This is a genomic window from Thalassobacter sp. HA4-2, from assembly GCF_055693705.1.
This window is the reverse complement of the sequence record NZ_JBVFUK010000001.1, coordinates 968,778-985,903: the sequence shown is the minus strand read 5'-3', so window position 1 is coordinate 985,903 and position 17,126 is coordinate 968,778. Positions and strand designations below refer to the sequence as shown.

The 17,126-nt window shown below is 65.8% G+C and carries 16 protein-coding genes and 2 pseudogenes; 13 read left to right on the top strand and 5 right to left on the bottom strand.

What is annotated here, in order from left to right; all coding sequences use genetic code 11:
• Positions 1-5: 5 nt before the first annotated feature.
• Together nrdR and ribD are read left to right on the top strand one after the other, a co-directional pair.
• On the top strand, positions 6-473 hold the full coding sequence (gene nrdR / locus ACZ1G0_RS05075) for a transcriptional regulator NrdR (RefSeq protein WP_472735953.1): 468 nt from the start codon (positions 6-8) through the stop codon (positions 471-473).
• A gap of 27 nt (positions 474-500) precedes the next feature.
• A pseudogene (ribD, locus tag ACZ1G0_RS05070) lies at positions 501-1,561 on the top strand (bifunctional diaminohydroxyphosphoribosylaminopyrimidine deaminase/5-amino-6-(5-phosphoribosylamino)uracil reductase RibD).
• Here ribD and glpK read toward each other — a convergent pair.
• Positions 1,558-3,054 (bottom strand): glycerol kinase GlpK, encoded by a 1,497-nt coding sequence (glpK, locus tag ACZ1G0_RS05065; protein WP_472735952.1) that lies wholly within the window; start codon positions 3,052-3,054, stop codon positions 1,558-1,560. The pseudogene ribD and the gene glpK overlap by 4 nt on opposite strands.
• Before the next feature lie 19 nt (positions 3,055-3,073).
• A pseudogene (glpD, locus tag ACZ1G0_RS05060) lies at positions 3,074-4,629 on the bottom strand (glycerol-3-phosphate dehydrogenase).
• Positions 4,630-4,702: 73 nt separating this feature from the next.
• On the opposite strand from glpD, the gene ACZ1G0_RS05055 reads away from it, so the two are divergent.
• Positions 4,703-5,449 (top strand): DeoR/GlpR family DNA-binding transcription regulator, encoded by a 747-nt coding sequence (locus ACZ1G0_RS05055; protein WP_472735951.1) that lies wholly within the window; start codon positions 4,703-4,705, stop codon positions 5,447-5,449.
• Here ACZ1G0_RS05055 and ACZ1G0_RS05050 read toward each other — a convergent pair.
• Positions 5,433-6,095, bottom strand: a complete 663-nt coding sequence (locus tag ACZ1G0_RS05050) for an arylesterase (protein WP_472735950.1) — start codon at positions 6,093-6,095, stop codon at positions 5,433-5,435. The two genes, ACZ1G0_RS05055 and ACZ1G0_RS05050, sit on opposite strands and share 17 nt — an antisense overlap.
• On the opposite strand from ACZ1G0_RS05050, the gene ACZ1G0_RS05045 reads away from it, so the two are divergent.
• Together ACZ1G0_RS05045 and ACZ1G0_RS05040 are read left to right on the top strand one after the other, a co-directional pair.
• Positions 6,094-6,789, top strand: a complete 696-nt coding sequence (locus tag ACZ1G0_RS05045) for an ABC transporter ATP-binding protein (RefSeq protein WP_472735949.1) — start codon at positions 6,094-6,096, stop codon at positions 6,787-6,789. The two genes, ACZ1G0_RS05050 and ACZ1G0_RS05045, sit on opposite strands and share 2 nt — an antisense overlap.
• Positions 6,786-9,314, top strand: a complete 2,529-nt coding sequence (locus ACZ1G0_RS05040; RefSeq protein ID WP_472735948.1) for an ABC transporter permease — start codon at positions 6,786-6,788, stop codon at positions 9,312-9,314. The genes ACZ1G0_RS05045 and ACZ1G0_RS05040 overlap by 4 nt, the downstream gene beginning before the upstream one ends.
• Here the strand turns inward: ACZ1G0_RS05040 and ACZ1G0_RS05035 are convergent.
• Positions 9,311-10,111: an alpha/beta fold hydrolase gene (locus tag ACZ1G0_RS05035; protein WP_472735947.1), complete on the bottom strand. Its 801-nt coding sequence runs from the start codon at positions 10,109-10,111 to the stop codon at positions 9,311-9,313. The two genes, ACZ1G0_RS05040 and ACZ1G0_RS05035, sit on opposite strands and share 4 nt — an antisense overlap.
• Positions 10,112-10,142: 31 nt before the next feature.
• The gene (locus ACZ1G0_RS05030) at positions 10,143-11,072 is read right to left on the bottom strand and encodes a LysR substrate-binding domain-containing protein (protein WP_472735946.1); all 930 of its coding nucleotides are present in this window, start codon (positions 11,070-11,072) and stop codon (positions 10,143-10,145) included.
• A 131-nt stretch (positions 11,073-11,203) separates the two neighbouring features.
• On the opposite strand from ACZ1G0_RS05030, the gene ACZ1G0_RS05025 reads away from it, so the two are divergent.
• The 8 genes from ACZ1G0_RS05025 to mnhG are packed head-to-tail and all read left to right on the top strand — an operon-like array spanning position 11,204 to position 16,957.
• Complete coding sequence (locus ACZ1G0_RS05025; protein ID WP_472735945.1) at positions 11,204-13,474, top strand: putative monovalent cation/H+ antiporter subunit A; 2,271 nt, start codon at positions 11,204-11,206, stop codon at positions 13,472-13,474.
• The gene (locus ACZ1G0_RS05020) at positions 13,471-13,890 is read left to right on the top strand and encodes a Na+/H+ antiporter subunit B (RefSeq protein WP_472735944.1); all 420 of its coding nucleotides are present in this window, start codon (positions 13,471-13,473) and stop codon (positions 13,888-13,890) included. The genes ACZ1G0_RS05025 and ACZ1G0_RS05020 overlap by 4 nt, the downstream gene beginning before the upstream one ends.
• A complete protein-coding gene (locus ACZ1G0_RS05015) occupies positions 13,891-14,058 on the top strand; it encodes an NADH-quinone oxidoreductase subunit K (protein WP_472735943.1) in 168 nt (55 codons plus the stop codon).
• Between the two features lie 59 nt (positions 14,059-14,117).
• Complete coding sequence (locus ACZ1G0_RS05010; RefSeq protein ID WP_472735942.1) at positions 14,118-14,324, top strand: NADH-quinone oxidoreductase subunit K; 207 nt, start codon at positions 14,118-14,120, stop codon at positions 14,322-14,324.
• Positions 14,321-15,823 (top strand): Na+/H+ antiporter subunit D, encoded by a 1,503-nt coding sequence (locus ACZ1G0_RS05005; protein WP_472735941.1) that lies wholly within the window; start codon positions 14,321-14,323, stop codon positions 15,821-15,823. Before ACZ1G0_RS05010 ends, ACZ1G0_RS05005 begins: the two co-directional genes overlap by 4 nt.
• Positions 15,820-16,302, top strand: a complete 483-nt coding sequence (locus ACZ1G0_RS05000; RefSeq protein ID WP_472735940.1) for a Na+/H+ antiporter subunit E — start codon at positions 15,820-15,822, stop codon at positions 16,300-16,302. The genes ACZ1G0_RS05005 and ACZ1G0_RS05000 overlap by 4 nt, the downstream gene beginning before the upstream one ends.
• On the top strand, positions 16,299-16,628 hold the full coding sequence (locus ACZ1G0_RS04995; protein WP_472735939.1) for an MrpF/PhaF family protein: 330 nt from the start codon (positions 16,299-16,301) through the stop codon (positions 16,626-16,628). Before ACZ1G0_RS05000 ends, ACZ1G0_RS04995 begins: the two co-directional genes overlap by 4 nt.
• Complete coding sequence (mnhG, locus tag ACZ1G0_RS04990; RefSeq protein ID WP_472735938.1) at positions 16,625-16,957, top strand: monovalent cation/H(+) antiporter subunit G; 333 nt, start codon at positions 16,625-16,627, stop codon at positions 16,955-16,957. The genes ACZ1G0_RS04995 and mnhG overlap by 4 nt, the downstream gene beginning before the upstream one ends.
• The last annotated feature ends 169 nt before the right edge of the window (positions 16,958-17,126 follow it).

Here is a 17,126-nt window from a genome sequence, read left to right as displayed (position 1 = left end):
CGCCCATGCGCTGCCCATTTTGCGGAAACGTAGACACCCAGGTCAAAGACAGCCGCCCTGCCGAAGATCACGTAGCCATCCGACGCCGCCGCTTTTGCCCCGCTTGCGCGGGCCGGTTCACCACCTACGAACGGGTCCAATTGCGCGATCTGGTGGTCATAAAATCCAATGGCAAGCGCGAGGATTTCGACCGCGACAAGCTGGAACGCTCGATCCGGATTTCCATGCAAAAACGCCCTGTAGAACCTGAACGCATCGACCAGATGATCTCGGGCATCGTGCGGCGGTTGGAATCCATGGGCGAAACCGACATCGCCTCCAAGGATATCGGCGCCATCGTGATGGAGCGTCTGGCCGCCATCGACACCGTCGCCTATGTCCGTTTTGCCAGTGTTTATAAGAACTTCCAGGCGGCAGACGATTTTGAAAGCTTTGTCTCCGAACTGCGCCCGCCTGCCCCGACCGAAGACTAGGCCCCCATGACCAACGACGCACAGTGGATGCGCCACGCGCTGGCCTTGGCCGCGCGGGGACTGGGCCAGACGTGGCCGAACCCTGCAGTGGGCTGTGTGATCGTTCAAAATGCCCGCGTGGTCGGACGCGGTTGGACCGCCCCCGGCGGCAGGCCCCATGCGGAACCTCAAGCCCTTGCCCAAGCCGGCACTGCCGCGCGCGGGGCCACGGCCTATGTTACCCTTGAACCCTGCGCCCACCACGGCCAAACGCCCCCTGTACCCGCGCCTTGATCGACGCAGGCGTGGCCCGCGTCGTCTGTGCCCTGACCGACCCCGACCCACGTGTGAACGGGGGCGGGACAGACATGCTGCGCGCCGCAGATATCCAAGTCAGAACCGGGGTTTGCGAGGACGCCGCCCGCCAATTGAACGCAGGCTTCCTGTCCCGCATCACCCGCGGACGGCCCCACGTGACCCTCAAGCTGGCCAGCAGTTTCGACGGCCGCATCGCCACGCGCACGGGCCACTCCCAGTGGATCACCGGCCCCGCCGCCCGTGCCCATGTGCACGCCCAAAGGGCCCGCCATGATGCAGTGATGGTGGGCGCGGGCACGGCCCGGGCAGATAATCCGACGCTGACCGTGCGCGGCATGGGTGCGCGGCGACAGCCTGTGCGCATTGTCGTGTCCAGCGACCTGAACCTGCCCGTTCCATCGGCGCTGACCGAAACCCTGGATCAAGCGCCCCTGTGGCTGTGCCATGGGGCGCAGGCACAGCCCGAGCGTTTCACAGCCTTGGACGTCACCCTGCTGCCCATCACACTGACCAATGGCCAGGTGGACCCCACCGCCGTGCTGACCGAATTGGCCGCCCGGGGTCTGACCCGCATCTACTGCGAAGGGGGCGGCGCGCTGGCTGCCAGCCTGCTGCGCGCGGGGCTGGTGGACGAGGTGCACGGCTACACCGCAGGCCTTGCCATCGGCGCGGACGGCACACCCGGTCTGGCCTCGCTGGGCATTACCGATCTGGGCGCAGCGCCCCGGTTCCATCTGGCTGAAAGCCGCCCCGTAGGGGGCGACCTGTTCCACCGCTGGGTGCCGGCCTAGGCGGTCAAGGTGCGCTTCACCGCGTCCTGCCAGCCTGCATAAAGCGCGTCGGCCCGCGCGCGCGCCATCGCCGGTTCAAACCGGCGTTGCAGGGCCCAATCCTTTGAAAACCCGTCCATATCCGGGTAGACGCCCGCTTGCATCCCCGCCAACCACGCAGCCCCGAGCGCCGTGGTTTCCAGGTTGTCGGGCCGGTCCACGGGCGCGCCGATAATGTCGGACAGGAACTGCATCGTGTAGTCGCTGGCTGTCATGCCCCCGTCCACCCGCAGCACCGCGTCCCCGCCCCCGTCGCCAGCCCCGTCCCAGTCTGCACGCATGGCATCCAGCAGGTCGCGGGTCTGATAGCCTACGGATTGCAGCGCGGCCTTTGCGAACTCTGCCGGGCCAGACCCACGCGTCAGCCCATAGATCGCCCCCCGCGCCTCTGCGTCCCAATAGGGCGCGCCGAGGCCGGTGAAGGCAGGCACCATGTAAAGCTGCTGGGCAGGATCCGCCGCCTCGGCCAGCGCTTGCGTCTCGGAGGCATCGCGGATGATCTTCAACCCGTCCCGCAGCCATTGCACCACGGCCCCCGCGATGAAGATCGAGCCTTCCAGCGCATAAGTGGTCTTACCGCCCAACTGATAAGCCACAGTTCCCAACAGGCGGTTTTGCGACCGCACCAGCGTGTCGCCGGTGTTGAGCAGGGCAAAGCACCCGGTGCCATAGGTCGATTTCAACATGCCCGGTTGGAAACAGGCCTGCCCGATGGTCGCGGCCTGTTGGTCCCCCGCCACGCCCAAGATTGGCAGCTCGGACCCGAACAGATCCGCCCGCGCCATGCCAAAGTGGCTGGCGCAGTCGCGCACCTCGGGCAGCAGGTCCATGGGGATGTCCAACAGCTCGCAGATCTCGGTGTCCCAGACCCCATCGCGGATGTTGTAAAGCATGGTTCTGGCAGCATTTGTGGCGTCGGTCACATGGGATTTGCCCCCGGTCAGACGCCAGATCAGATAGCTGTCCATGGTGCCAAAGGCCAACTCACCCCGCGCGGCCCGGCCCCGGGCACCGTCCACGTGATCCAGCAACCATTTCACCTTGGTGCCGCTGAAATAGGGGTCCAGCAGCAGGCCGGTTTTCTCGGTCACCATCGGTTCCAACCCAGTCCCGCGCAACGCGGCACAGGTGTCGGCGGTGCGGCGGTCCTGCCAGACGATGGCATTGTGAATGGGTTTGCCGGTCTTCCGGTCCCAGATCAGGGTCGTCTCGCGCTGGTTGGTGATGCCGATGCCGGCGATCTGAGTGGCGGTGACACCGGCCTTTTCCATGGCCCCGCGACAGGTGGCCGCGACCGTGGACCAGATCTCCTCGGCGTCGTGTTCAACCCAGCCAGAGTTTGGGAAATGCTGGGTAAATTCCTCCTGCGCGCTGGCAATCGGGTGCATCGCGGCGTCGTAGATGATGGCGCGGCTGGACGTGGTGCCTTGGTCAATGGCCAGAATGTGGGTCATATGCCCCTCCCCTTTTGTCTTACTCTGCCGCCTGTGCCCCGGCAAAGAAACCGTCAATCGTTGCAATTTGATCGGGCGTCAGGCGCAGACCCAGCTTGCTGCGCCGCCAAACGACATCCGCCGCCTCCCGCGCCCATTCGCGGTCGCGCAGCCATGTCAGCTCGGCCGTGGTCAGGGTCGCGCCATAGTCCGCGCCAAGGTCGGCAGCGGTCTGGGCATCGCCCATGATATCAAAGGCTTCGGTCCCATAGCCGCGGATCAGGCGGCCCGCCCAAGCCTTGGTCAAAAAAGGGTACTGGGCGCGCAAACGCTGTGTCAGGTCGGCCACACCGTCCACGGGGAAATCCCCGCCGGGCAGGGCCACTCCGGCGGTCCAGCTATCCCCAAGCCCGTCGAAATGGGGGGCCAGCTTGGCCATGGCAGCATCGGCCAGCTTGCGGTACGTGGTGATCTTTCCGCCAAAGATGTTCAGCACCGGCGCGCCGTTTGTATCCAACGACAGAGTGTAGTCCCGGGTGGCCGCCGTGGCGGATTTGGCCCCGTCATCGTACAGGGGGCGCACGCCGGAGTACGTCCAGACGATATCCTCCGCTTCGATCTTTTGCTTGAAATACTGGCTGGCGAAGGCGCGCAGATAGGCCGCCTCCTCTGGGGTGCAGGTTGCGGTGCCCGGTGCACCGTCGTGATCCGCATCCGTGGTGCCGATCAGGGTAAAGTCCTGTTCGTAAGGAATCGCAAAGATGATGCGCCCGTCTGTGCCTTGAAAGAAATACGCCTTGTCGTGATCAAACAGACGCTTGGTCACGATGTGGGACCCGCGCACAAGCCGCACGCCCTCGGTCGTGTTCTGGCGGGTGACGCCCCGGATCACATCCTCGACCCATGGACCACCGGCGTTGACCAGCGCCCGGGCATGGTGGGTCGCGCGGCCCTCGGGGCCTTCGGTCACGACCTGCCACAGATCATCGGTGCGGGTGGCAGAAACGACCTTGGTGCGGACCATGATGTCGGCCCCGCGCGCCTGGGCATCCCGGGCGTTCAGGACGACCAGCCGGGAATCCTCGACCCAACAGTCGCTATATTCATAAGCCTTGGCAAAACGGTCCTGCAAAGGCGCGCCCTCGGGGCCTGTCAGGTCCAGCGTCCGCGTTCCGGGCAGGATTTTGCGCCCCCCATATTGTCGTACAGAAACAGGCCCAGCCGGATCAACCAGTCGGGCCGCCGCCCGCGCATCCACGGCATGACGCGGGACAACAGGCGCGACGTGGGCGTTTCGCTGTCAAACCGCATGTCCGGGGACAGGGGCAGCACGAACCGCATGGGCCAACTGATATGGGGCATGGCCCGCAGCAGGGTCTCGCGCTCGAGCAGGGCCTCGCGCACCAGCCGGAACTCGAAGAACTCCAGATAGCGCAGCCCCCCGTGGAACAGCTTGGTCGAGGCAGAGGAGGTGCCATGGCCCAGATCGTGCATCTCGGCCAGACCGACCGACAGGCCGCGCCCCGCCGCATCCCGTGCGATGCCACAGCCGTTGATGCCGCCACCAATGACAAACAGATCGTAGGTCCGACTCATATCCACATCCTTTCCCTTGCGGTTCGCTTTTGTGCGTTTTAGGTTCGCTTTGTCAATCATGAGGGCGCGAATTGTGAGCGAACGGCAAGATCAGATCATCACATTGGCGCGAGACACAGGCCGCGTGGGAGTCGAGGACCTCGCCCACCGGCTGGGCGTGACCGTGCAGACCATCCGCCGGGACCTTGCCGACCTGTGCGACCGGGGACTGTTGGAGCGGGTGCACGGCGGGGCGGTGCTGGCCTCGGGCGTGCGCAATCTGGCCTACCGCGACCGCCAGACCGCCAGCGCCCCCGCAAAAGAGGCGATTGCAGGCGCCTGCGTGGCGGACATCCCCAACGGCACCTCGCTGTTCCTTGGCATCGGCACCACGACCGAGGCCGTCGCCCGCCACCTGACCAAGCGTACGGGCCTGTTCGTCGTGACCAACAACCTGAACGTGGCCACCATCCTGACCGCCCACCCCGACGCCGAGGTGTTTGTGACCGGCGGCACCCTGCGCCCAGCGGACGGGGGCCTTGTAGGCTGGGAAGCGGCAGAGGCCGTGGGCCGGTTCAATCTGGACCTGTGCATCCTTGGCACCTCGGGTCTGTCGGGTACGGGGGATCTGCTGGATTTCGACCGGCAAGAGGTGCACGTGAACCGCGGCGCGCTGGCCCATGCCCGCCGCCGGGTGCTGGTGGCCGATCACGTCAAATGGACCCGCACGGCCCCCGTGCGCCTGTGCCCTCTGACGGAGCTTGACGCCTTTTACACAGACGTAAGCCCCGACTTACCCGCCCTGCGGGATGCGAAAACCCAAGTTATTCTACCAGGCTGACCAACTCCGCTACCTTTGGGCCCAGGTGCTCCACCACGGCGCTCACACCGTCCGCGTTGGGGTGGATGCCGTCGCCCTGCATCAGCGCTGTGACGGTGTCGGATTGGGAGATGGGGGCCAGAAAATTCGGCTCGATCAAGGTTCCGTAAGCGGCGGCTAACTCCGGGTACATGGCGTCAAAGGCGGCTTGATACTCCGGGCCGTAGTTCCCCGGCGCGGGCAGACCCACCAACAGCACCGGCAACCCGCGCCCCGTCGCCTCGGCCAAAATCCCGTCAAGGTTCGCGCGGCTGACCGCCGGGTCTATGCCGCGCAACAGGTCATTGCCCCCAAGGGCCACGATCAGGGCATCTACCTCGGGCGTCAGGGTCCACGCCACGCGCGCCAGTCCCCCGGCGGTGGTGTCCCCGGACACGCCCGCGTTCAATACGTCCACGTCCAATCCCTGCCCCTCCAGCCAGCTTTCCAGCTGCGGGACGAAGCCCTGTTCCTGCACAAGTCCGTACCCCTGGGTCAGACTGTCGCCCAAGGCCGCCACGGTCACGGTATCCGCCGCGGCCATGCCGATCATCGCGACCAAGGCCCCCTTGGCAGCCACCACAACCGCCCCATATGACGAAACAAGTGAACCAAGGAGTTTAGCCATGCCCGATCCCGTCCTGTCCCTGTCGGACACCAAGCTGTCGTTGATGGGCAACGCTGGCCCCGTGGACATCTTGCACGGCATCACGCTGGACGTGGGCGCACGGGAAACGGTGGGGCTGGTGGGTCCGTCTGGGTCTGGCAAGTCATCTCTCCTGATGCTGATGGGCGGGCTGGAACGGGCCACCGGGGGACAGGTGCTGGCCTTGGGCCAAGACCTGACCGCCATGAACGAGGACCAGCTTGCGCGCTTTCGCAGGGCACATATGGGGGTGGTGTTCCAATCCTTCCACCTTATTCCGACCATGACCGCGCTGGAAAACGTGGCGACCCCGCTGGAACTGGCCGGGCACAAGGACGCCTTTGACCGCGCCGAGGCGGAGTTGCAGGCCGTGGGCCTGTCCCACCGTATCCACCACTACCCCGCCCAAATGTCCGGGGGCGAACAGCAACGCGTGGCCCTGGCCCGCGCCGCCGCCCCGCGCCCCGATATCCTGTTGGCCGATGAACCCACGGGCAACCTCGACGGTGCCTCGGGCCAGGCGATCATGGACCTGCTGTTTGGATTGCGCGACCGCCACGGGGCCACGCTGGTCCTTGTGACCCACGCGCCGGAGCTGGCCGCGCGCTGTGACCGCACCGTGCGCCTGCGCGACGGGCGGCTGGACAGCGGCACGGTGGCGGAGGCTGCGGAATGATCAGCGCACTGACCAATGCACTGACCAATTCGGGGCGCATCGCGCGGCGTGAGTTGCGCGGCGGCCTTGCGGGCTTTCGCATCTTTCTGGCCTGTCTGGCCTTGGGCGTCGCGGCCATCGCCGCTGTGGGGTCCGTGCGCGTGTCGATCCAGGACGGGCTGTCGCGCGAGGGGGCGGTGATCCTGGGCGGGGACGCGCAGATGTCCTTCACGTACCGCTTTGCAGACGCGGCCGAACGCGCGTTCATGGACCAAATCGCCACCCGCGTTTCCGAAACCGTGGACTTCCGGTCCATGGTGGTGCGCGGCGAGGATCGGGGCCTGACACAAGTGCGCGGGGTCGATGACCTCTACCCCCTGACCGGCACGCTAGAACTGGACCCGCCTTTGCCCGTGGCGCAGGCCCTCGCCAATGGCGGCATCGTCATGGACCCGGTCCTGATCGCGCGTATGGGGCTGCAGATTGGCGACGCGGTGCGTCTTGGCACCGCCGACCTGACCCTGACCGCCGCCATTGTACGCGAACCGGATGCGGCCTCCTCTGGCTTTGGGCTTGGACCCCGGTCCATTGTGGCGCTGACGTCGTTAGAGGGATCGGGCCTGTTGACCGAGGGCACCCTGTTTGACAGCGAATATCGCATGACCGTCCCCATGGGGACAGATCTTGGTGTCCTGCGCGCAGAGGCGGAGGCCGCCTTTCGCGACACCGGCATGCGCTGGCGGGACAGCCGCCGGGCCGCACCGGGCATCCAGCGCTTTGTAGACCGGATCGGGTCCTTTCTGGTGCTGGTCGGGCTGGCGGGCTTGGCCGTGGGGGGCGTCGGCGTGTCCGCCGCCGTGCGCGCCTATCTGGAACGCAAGCTGCCGGTGATTGCCACGCTCAAGACCTTGGGGGCCGAGGCACGCGTGATCTTTGCCGCCTACCTGATCCAGATCGGGGTGCTGGCGGCCGTGGGGATCACCCTGGGCCTGATCCTGGGCGCGCTGGTGCCCTTCGCCCTTGCCCCCCTGATCGAGGGACAATTGCCCGTGCCCCTTGCCGTGTCCGTGCACGGGTCCCCCTTGCTGGAGGCCGCTCTCTACGGCGCGCTCACGGCCCTGATCTTTACCCTGTGGCCCCTTGCCCGCACGGCAGAGGTGCGGGCCGCCGCGCTCTACCGGGACGGCAGTGGCCCGCAGCGGGGCCGCCCGCCCGTCTGGGCCATGGCGCTGATTGCGGGCCTGTCCGTGGCCCTGATCGCAAGTGCGGCATGGCTGTCGGGCATCCCCACGCTGGCCCTGTGGGCAGCGGGCGGCATCATCGCTGCCCTTGCGCTGCTGTCCATGGCCGCTTGGGCCGTGCGCACGCTGGCCCGCCGCCTTGCCCGGGCGCGCATCATGCGGGGCCGCGTCGCCCTGCGCATGGCCTTGGGGGCAGTGGGCGGTCCCCGTGGGGACGCCACATCCGTGGTGCTGTCCTTGGGCCTTGGGCTGACCGTGCTGGCCGCCGTGGGTCAGATCGACAGCAACCTGCGCGCCGCCATCGAACAGGACCTGCCGCAAGAGGCGCCCAGCTATTTCTTCGTGGACATCCAGAACGCCCAACTGCCGGCCTTTCTGGACCGGGTGCAGAACGACCCCGCCGTGTCCCGTGTGCAAAGCGCGCCCATGTTGCGCGGGGTGATCACGCGGATCAACGGCGACCCCGCGCGCGAGGTGGCGGGCGATCACTGGGTCCTGCGCGGGGACCGGGGCGTGACCTACGCCGCCACCCCGCCCGAGGGGGCCACACTGACCGAAGGCACATGGTGGGACCCCGATCACACCGGCCCCAATGAGATCAGCTTTGCCACCGAAGAGGCGCTGGAGATGGGCCTGTCCCTTGGGGACACCCTGACCATCAACATCCTTGGGCGCGATGTCGAGGGCACCATCACCAGTTTCCAGGAGGTGGACTTTTCCACCGCTGGCATCGGGTTCATCCTGACCATGTCGCCCAATGCGCTGGCGGGCGCCCCCCACACCCATATCGCCACCATCTACGCCGAAGAGGCGGCAGAGGCCGCAATCCTGCGCGATGTGGCCGTGGCCGCCCCCAACGTCACCGCCATCCGCGTGCGCGACGGCATCGCCATGGTGTCAGAGGCGCTGTCGGGTCTGGCCGCCGCCACCAGCTATGGCGCGGGGGCCACCTTGCTGACCGGGTTCATCGTGCTGATCGGGGCGGCCGCTGCGGGCGAACGGGGCCGGGTGTTCGAGGCGGCCGTCCTGAAAACCCTGGGCGCAACCCGGCGCACGATCCTGACGTCCTTTGCACTGCGCTCTGCCATCCTTGGGGGGGCCGCCGGGTTGGTGGCGATCTTTGCGGGCAGTCTGGCGGGATGGGGCGTGATGACCTTTGTCATGGAGGGGACCTACAGGTTCGAGCCTGTCTCGGCCACGGCGATCATTCTGGGCGGTGCCCTGGCCACCCTGCTGGCCGGTCTGGCCTTTGCCCTGCGCCCCTTGGCCGCGCGCCCTGCCCGGGTGCTGCGGTCGGCGGATTAGATCCGCGCGATCAGGGCATCCAGGTCGGCATTGAACCGCGCCGGCACCTCGGCAAAGGGGGCGTGGGCGACTTGATCGTAGAGGGCGAGGTCCCCACGGGGAAACAGCCCTGCCGCCACCTGCCCCACGGCGGGGGGCACCACGGTGTCCTGGGCCCCGTGCACGACCAAGGCGGGCCCCTGAAACGCCTGCCACACCGGGCGCGCATCCATGTCCCCCTTAAACAGGGCGCGCCGCACATGGGCAGGCACCCGGTGGTTCGCCGCGACCAACCGTTCGGCAAAGCCCGCGTCCAGCGGGTGGTGGGTGCAGGCGCGGACAAAGCCCTCGGTCGCCTCGGCCCGCACCGCGTCGTCATCGGAATACAGCGCGCGGTTCAAGCCGGGGCTGTCGGGGGCGGCCATCCACGGCTCTCTCCCCTGCCCGATGACCAGCGTGCCCCCGGCCAGCGCCACCGCCGCCGCGTGCCCGCCGCAGGCCAGATACGACGCGATGACCCGGGCACCGTAGGACCAGCCCACCAGCACCGCATCCCGCGACCCCGTGGCCCGCAGCACCGCTGCCACGTCGTCGGCCCAGACCTGTGCGCTGACGTAGTCTTCGGTCCCGTCGCTGTCGCCGTGGCCGCGCAGGTCCATGGTGATCAAGCGGTGGCGCGCGGCCAGCGGCGCTTGATACTGCCAGCACAGGCGCGCCTGCGCCCAGCCGTGAATCAACAGGATCGGTCGGCCCTCGTCGGGGCCGGACACGTCAAAGGCGATGCGGGTGCCGTCAGCACTGGTTGCGAAATCAGTCATGGCCCAGTGTTGGCCTGAACCGCGCGCGTGCTCAACCCGCGTCGGATAAAATCCGCACCTCGGGCGCTACGTCATGCAGGGCCGCCCGGATCGCCCGGGCCAAGGTCTGGAACGCCTCGTCCCGCGCCGCCGTTGTGCGCCAGACCATGCCGATGGTGCGCGAGGGGGCGAGACCCGCAAGGGGCCGGGCGACTACGATCGCCTCCCGCTCCACCTCGGATCGGACATAGAGGGCGGGCAGCAGGGAAATGCCCAGCCCCGTGGCCACCATCTGGCGCAGGGTATCGAGGGAGGTGCCCGCGTAATCCAACGACACCTCTGCCCCCGCCGTCGCCGCGATATCGGCCACTTGACCGTGCAGGCGGTGGCCGGGTTCAAGGGTCATCACCGTCTCTCCGGCCAGATCCGCGCGTTGGATCACGTCTTGCCCGGCCAGCCGATGATCGGCGGCCACCACGCACAAGAGCGGTTCCTCGAACAGGGGTTCGGACCGCAGGTCCGGGCCGTCCAGCGGCATGGGAAAGAACAGGATGTCCAGCGTCCCTTCCTTCAGGCGCGACTGCAGATCCTCGGCGGTGCCTTCGCGGACGTAGAACTTCAGATCAGGGAAGGCCGCGTGCAGGGCCGGGATCACAAGGGGCAGGAAATAGCTGCCAAGCGATTGCACCAAGCCGACGCGCACGGTGCCCGCAAGGGGGTTCTCGCCTTGGCGGGCCAGGGCCGTGATCTCTTCGACGTCGCGCAGCACGCCCTTGGCCCGGCGCGCGATTTCGGCCCCCAGGGGCGTCAGGATCACGCGGGAGCGGGAGCGTTCCACAAGGTGCGCGCCCAGTTTGCCCTCCAACTCCCGCAGCTGTGCCGACAGGGTCGGTTGGGTCACATGAGTGCGCTCTGCCGCACGCCGAAAATTCAGCGTCTCGGCGACCGCCACGAGGTAGCGAAACTGTTGCAAGGTGGGCATGACGGCCTCCGATCCAAGGTCAACTCCAAAAATAGGGTGTCACTATCAAAAGTCACGCTTTGAAAGTGTTGAACAATCAAAATTCAATGCTAAATCGTCACAGACGCGAAAGACAACGGCGAGGGACAGTCATGGCAGACACGGGACCGCAGGTGGATCGCACCTTCGGAGGGCCAGCGGGATGGGTGTCAATCGCCATCCCTGCAACGCTTTTTGCATGGTTTTGTACGTTTTTACCAGCCATAGGCGCGGGCGAGACGCTGCGCTGGTCCATGATGTGGGTGCCATCGCTGGACGTGGCCCTGTCGTTCTGGGTTGACGGCCTGTCCCTGACCTTTGCCCTGCTGATCACGGGCATCGGCACTTTGGTCACGCTTTATTCCGCTGAATACCTTGGCCGCCACCTGCACTACCCCCGGTTTGTCCTGTACCTGATGGCGTTCATGACGGGGATGCTGGGGCTGGTTCTGTCGGACAACCTGCTGGGCCTGTTCGTGTTCTGGGAGGTCACGACGATCTCCAGCTACCTGTTGATCGGGTTCAACGCGGACGAGGCCAAGTCCCGCCGCAACGCCCTGCAGGCGCTGCTGGTCACGGGCACGGGCGGGTTGGCGTTTCTGGCAGGGATCATCCTGCTGGGCGTGGCCGCCGGATCGTTCGAGCTGTCGGAAATCCGCCAGATCGAGATGCGCGACCACCCGTGGATCGTGGGCATTTCGATCCTGTTTCTGGCCGGGGCCTTTACCAAATCCGCACAGTTTCCGTTCCATTTCTGGCTGCCCGGTGCCATGGCCGCGCCGACACCGGTGTCGGCCTACCTGCACTCTGCCACCATGGTGAAGGCGGGCGTCTACCTGATGGCGCGGATGAACCCGACACTGGGGGGCACGGACCTGTGGTTCTGGGCGCTGACCATCGCGGGGGGCTTCACGGCAGTTTTCGCGTCGATCCTTGCCATGCGTCAGACGGATATCAAGCAGGTGCTGGCCTACACGACCCTGATGGCGCTTGGCACCCTGACCCTGTTCATCGGGGCGGGCACGGATGCGGCAATCAAGGGGGCGATGCTGTTCCTGATCGTACATTCGCTGTACAAGGCCGCCTTGTTCCTGATGATCGGGATCGTGGACCTGCGCACCGGCACCCGCGAGGCGGAGGTGCTGTCGGGCCTGTCCCGCGCCATGCCGATCACCGCGCTGGCGGCGGTTCTGGCGGCCCTGTCCATGGCGGGCATCCCGCCGCTGGTGGGGTTCATCGGCAAGGAGTTCCTGTACAAAGCCTCCCTTGAGTTGCCCCAAGCCATGGTCTGGGTCACGGGCACGGCCTTTGCCGCCTCGGCCCTTATGTTCGCCGTGGGCGGGATCGTGGCCCTGCGCCCCTTCTTTGGCGCACTGGGCGACACGCCCAAGGCCCCGCGCGAGGGGCCGTTGGCCATGTTGGTCGGCCCCGTCCTGCTGGCGGGTCTGGGCCTTGCCTTCGGCCTGCTGCCCGACCTGATCGAGCCCTTGGTCGGCGCCTCTACCACCGCCGTGTTCGGCGCGCCGGTGAAGGTGGACCTGTACCTGTGGGGCGGCGTCAACACGGCGCTGATCCTGTCGCTGGTGACCTTTGCCGTGGGCATCGTCCTGTACCTGGGCCACCGCAAGCTGCGCGCGCTGCTGGCGGCGATCGAGGTGCGGAACCCGATCCATTTCGACAACGGCTGGGACCGGACCCTGGATCTGGTGGCGGCCTTGGCCAAGTGGCAGACCGGCATCTTGCAACACGGGGTGCTGCGGCGGTACATTTTTGTGGTCTTCGCGTTTTTGGCGGCCACGGTCAGCTATGCGCTTTATGCCACCGGCGCGTGGCAGGTGCCCCTGCCCATGCACGATCTGGAATTCAAGCACTGGACCGTCCTGATCCTGATCGTCGTGGGGGCGGCGGCGACCACCGTGACCAACTCCCGCATGACGGCTGTTGCGGCCCTTGGGGTGGTGGGGATCGCCGTGGCCCTGATCTTCATCATCTTCGGCGCGCCGGACGTGGCGATCACCCAGTTGCTGGTGGAAACGCTGGTCGTCGTGCTGGTGGCGCTGGCCATGCTGCGCCTGCCCTACATGAGCACCGAAAACGTGCGCACCGTCCGCTGGGCCGACGCCTTTGTGGCCATCGTCGTGGGCACCACCACGGCCATCGTCCTGCTGGGCGTGATGGAGATGCCGGTGGACCGTCGCCTGACCGACTACTTCGAGCTGACCTCATGGCCCGAGGCCTACGGGCGCAACATCGTCAACGTGATCCTCGTGGACTTCCGCGCGCTGGACACCTTCGGCGAAATTGCCGTGGTCCTGATCGCCGCCCTGTCGTCCTATGCGCTGCTGCGCGGGGCCAACTACAAACGCAAAGAGGATGACCAATGAACTCCCTCATCGTCCGCGCCGCCACCCGCCTGCTAGTGGCCCTGTTGCTGGTGTTCTCGATCTACATGCTGTTGCGGGGTCACAATGAACCCGGCGGCGGGTTCATCGGCGGGCTGATCGGGGCCACGGGGTTCGTGCTGTACGCCATGGCCCATGGCCAGGCCTCGGCGGCGATTGCCCTGCGCCTGCAACCCCAGACCATTGCCGCACTTGGCCTTGGCATTGCCCTGTTCGCGGGTGTGATGCCCGTGGCCTTTGGGGATGGTTTCTTTGTGGGTCAATGGCTGTTCATCGGCGCGACCGAGACGGAAAAGGGCCTGCCCCTGTCCTCGGTCCTGATCTTTGACATCGGCGTCTACATGGTGGTGCTGGGGTCGATCCTGACCCTTGTCTTCGCCCTGGAAGAGGAGGCGTAAATGGAAACCCTTATCGCAATCATGGTGGGCTTTCTGGTCGCGGCCTCTGTCTATCTGATGCTGGCGCGCAACGTGCTGCGGTTCATCTTTGGGCTGGTGCTGTTGTCCAACGCCGCGAACCTTGTGATCTTTGCCGCCGGGGGCCTGACCCCCAAGCGCCGCCCCTGATCCCCGAAGGCGCCGATGCCCCCATCGGTCTGGTCGCCAACGCCCTGCCCCAGGCGCTGGTGCTGACGGCCATCGTGATCGGCTTTGGCCTGTTCGCCTTTGCCCTGTCGCTGGTGTTCCGCAGCTACGGCAGCCTTGGCACGCTGGACACAGATCAGATGCGCATCGCAGAACCGCGCCCCGGTGTAGGCCCGAAAGCTGGGCCCGTTGCGGGCCCAGACGCAAGCCCAGACGTAAGCCTAGACGCAAGGGAGCCGAGCAAATGAGCTGGATGCTTGCCACCCCCCTGATCATCCCCTTCATCACCGGGGTCATCGCCTACCTGTTCCGCAACACGCCCGAGGGCAAGTGGATCAGTGTGATCGGATCCTTTGCCCTGTTGATCGCGTCGGGCGTTCTGATGGTCGCCGTCATGGACCAAGGCGTCGTCGCCATGCAATCGGGCGGCTGGGCTGCACCCTTTGGCATCACGCTGGTGGCCGACACCCTGTCGGCGGTCATGGTTGTCATCACCGCCATCACCGCCCTGGCCGTGTCGATCTATGCCCTGTCCGACATCACCCCCGACATGGAAGAGCTGGGCTATCACGCCCTGTTCCAAGTCCTGATCGCGGGCGTTGTCGGCGCGTTTCTGACCGGCGACCTGTTCAACCTGTATGTCTGGTTCGAGGTCATGCTGATCTCGTCCTTCGGCCTGCTGGTCCTTGGCAACCGCAAGGAACAGATGGATGCAGGCATCAAATACGTCACGCTGAACCTGATCTCGACGATCCTTTTCCTGTCGGGCATCGGGTTCCTGTACGGGCTGACCGGAACGCTGAACATGGCGGAGCTGGCGGTCCTGATCCCGCAGGTGGAAAATCAGGGCCTTGTGACCGTGATCGCCACGATGTTCATCGTGGGCTTCGGGGTCAAGGCGGCGGTGTTCCCGCTGTTTTTCTGGCTGCCCGCGTCCTACCACACGCCGTCCTTCGCGGTCTCGGCGGTCTTTGCGGGGCTGCTGACCAAGGTGGGGGTCTATGCCCTGTTGCGGATGTTCACGCTGGTCTTTGTGACGGACCTTGCCTTTACCCATACCCTGCTGCTGTGGATAGCCGTGGCGACCATGGTCACCGGGGTTTTGGGGGCTGCGGCGCAAACCGATTTCCGCAAGATCCTGTCGTTCCACATCGTCAGCCAGATCGGCTACATGATCCTTGGCCTTGCGCTCTATACCCCCTTGGCCATCGTCGGTGCGGTGTTCTATCTGGTCCACCACATCGTGGTGAAGGCCAACCTGTTCCTCGTGGCCGGCGTGGCCAAGCGGATCGCGGGCGACACAGAGCTGGACAAGATCGGGGGCCTGTACAAATACGCGCCCTTCCTTGGCTTCTTGTTCCTGATCCCCGCGTTCTCGCTGGCGGGCTTCCCGCCCCTGTCCGGGTTCTGGGCGAAATACGTGCTGGTCTATGCCGCGCTGGAGGTCGAGATGTGGTGGATCGCCGCCGCCGCCCTGATCGTCGGCCTGCTGACGATCTATTCCATGACCAAGATCTGGGGCCGGGCGTTCTGGAAACCCCATCCGCACGGGGTAGAGCCGCGCCTGTCGGACCTGCCCTTGACGGATCGCTGGGCCCTGCTGTTGCCCATCGCGTTCCTCGCAACCCTGACCGTCATCATCGGCGTCTTCCCACAGCCCTTCGTGGTGCTGGCGGAAACCGCCGCCGATCAACTGCTGAACCCCGAACCCTATATCGAAGCCGTGCTGGGAGATCGCCGCCCATGAACCTGTTTCTTGTGAACATCATCCTCGCGGTCAGTTGGTCGGCCCTGACGGGCAGCTTTACCCTGACCAATCTGGCCATCGGGCACGCCTTGGGCTTTGCCGCGCTCTGGGTCGCCTCCCCGCTGTTCGAGGCGCAGGGGTCGGGCTATTTCAAACGGGTGCGCAAATGGACCAAGCTGATCGTCCTGTTCCATTACGAACTTGTCGCAAGCTCCATTGCGGTGGTGATCGACGTGCTGACACCCACGCACCGGTCCCGCCCCGGGATCATCGCGGTGCCCCTGCAGGCCAAGGGAGAGGCAGAGGTGCTGCTGGTCACCAACCTGATCTCCCTGACGCCCGGCACGCTGTCGCTGGACGTCACGGACGATTGCAACACGCTCTACGTACACGCCATGTTCTCGGACGACGCGGACAAGATCCGCGCGGACATCGAGAACGGCATGGAAAAATGGGTGCGGGAGGCCTTTGAAGAATGATTATCGAAACTGCAATCCATATCTCTTTCGTGCTGGTGATGCTGGCCGTGGCCCTTGCGTTCATCCGCCTGATCAAGGGACCGACCTTGGCCGACCGGGTCGTGGCGCTGGACCTGATGACAGTGCTGATCGTCACCTTCTGCGGCCTGTATGCCCTGGACAGCGGGGTCACAGCCTTCCTGGACGTGGCGATCGTGCTGGCCCTGATCGGCTTTCTGGCCACCGTGGCCTTGGCCCGGTTCATCGAACGCCGCGTGGTGCGGGCGGGCACGACACGGCTGGCCGAACAACTCAAAGTCGCCGCCGCGCAGGAGGACAAGCCATGATCGTCGACTACATCCTTGCCGCCGTGATCATCCTTGCGGGCTTTTTCGCCTTCGTCGCGGCCCTTGGCATCGTACGCCTGCCGGACGTGTTGATCCGTATGCACGCCTCGACCAAGGCGGGCACGCTTGCCTCCGGTCTGATCATGGCTGTGGTCGCCATCGAGTTCGGCGATATCGCAACCGTGGCCAAGGCCGGTGCCATCGTTGTGTTTCTGCTGATCACCGCCCCCGTGGGCGCCCATATGATCGGGCGCGCGGCGTTCCGGGCGGGCGTGCCCCTGTGGAAGACCAAGATCGACCCCGAGGCGCGCGACAAACTGGGTCTGTGAGTCGCAGCACCCGCTGCGACATGCTGGCGCAACCGACGCGCTACCCAGTTCTACGGAGCACTGTCAGACCCACTTTACACCTCCAACAGGGCGCTCACAAAATCGTGAGCGCCCTGTTTTCATTGTATATTTTCGCATACAGTCAAGTCTGTTTACAGAATTAACCCAA

Bases quoted from the DNA above. Each gene is read 5' to 3' on its own strand.
- nrdR (WP_472735953.1), top strand. From the start codon at position 6: ATGCGCTGCCCATTTTGCGGAAACGTAGACACCCAGGTCAAAGACAGC.
- glpK (WP_472735952.1), bottom strand. From the start codon at position 3,054: ATGACCCACATTCTGGCCATTGACCAAGGCACCACGTCCAGCCGCGCC.
- ACZ1G0_RS05045 (WP_472735949.1), top strand. From the start codon at position 6,094: ATGCCCGATCCCGTCCTGTCCCTGTCGGACACCAAGCTGTCGTTGATG.
- ACZ1G0_RS05050 (WP_472735950.1), bottom strand. From the start codon at position 6,095: ATGGCTAAACTCCTTGGTTCACTTGTTTCGTCATATGGGGCGGTTGTG.
- ACZ1G0_RS05040 (WP_472735948.1), top strand. From the start codon at position 6,786: ATGATCAGCGCACTGACCAATGCACTGACCAATTCGGGGCGCATCGCG.
- ACZ1G0_RS05035 (WP_472735947.1), bottom strand. From the start codon at position 10,111: ATGACTGATTTCGCAACCAGTGCTGACGGCACCCGCATCGCCTTTGAC.
- ACZ1G0_RS05030 (WP_472735946.1), bottom strand. From the start codon at position 11,072: ATGCCCACCTTGCAACAGTTTCGCTACCTCGTGGCGGTCGCCGAGACG.
- ACZ1G0_RS05025 (WP_472735945.1), top strand. From the start codon at position 11,204: ATGGCAGACACGGGACCGCAGGTGGATCGCACCTTCGGAGGGCCAGCG.
- ACZ1G0_RS05020 (WP_472735944.1), top strand. From the start codon at position 13,471: ATGAACTCCCTCATCGTCCGCGCCGCCACCCGCCTGCTAGTGGCCCTG.
- ACZ1G0_RS05015 (WP_472735943.1), top strand. From the start codon at position 13,891: ATGGAAACCCTTATCGCAATCATGGTGGGCTTTCTGGTCGCGGCCTCT.
- ACZ1G0_RS05005 (WP_472735941.1), top strand. From the start codon at position 14,321: ATGAGCTGGATGCTTGCCACCCCCCTGATCATCCCCTTCATCACCGGG.
- ACZ1G0_RS05000 (WP_472735940.1), top strand. From the start codon at position 15,820: ATGAACCTGTTTCTTGTGAACATCATCCTCGCGGTCAGTTGGTCGGCC.
- ACZ1G0_RS04995 (WP_472735939.1), top strand. From the start codon at position 16,299: ATGATTATCGAAACTGCAATCCATATCTCTTTCGTGCTGGTGATGCTG.
- mnhG (WP_472735938.1), top strand. From the start codon at position 16,625: ATGATCGTCGACTACATCCTTGCCGCCGTGATCATCCTTGCGGGCTTT.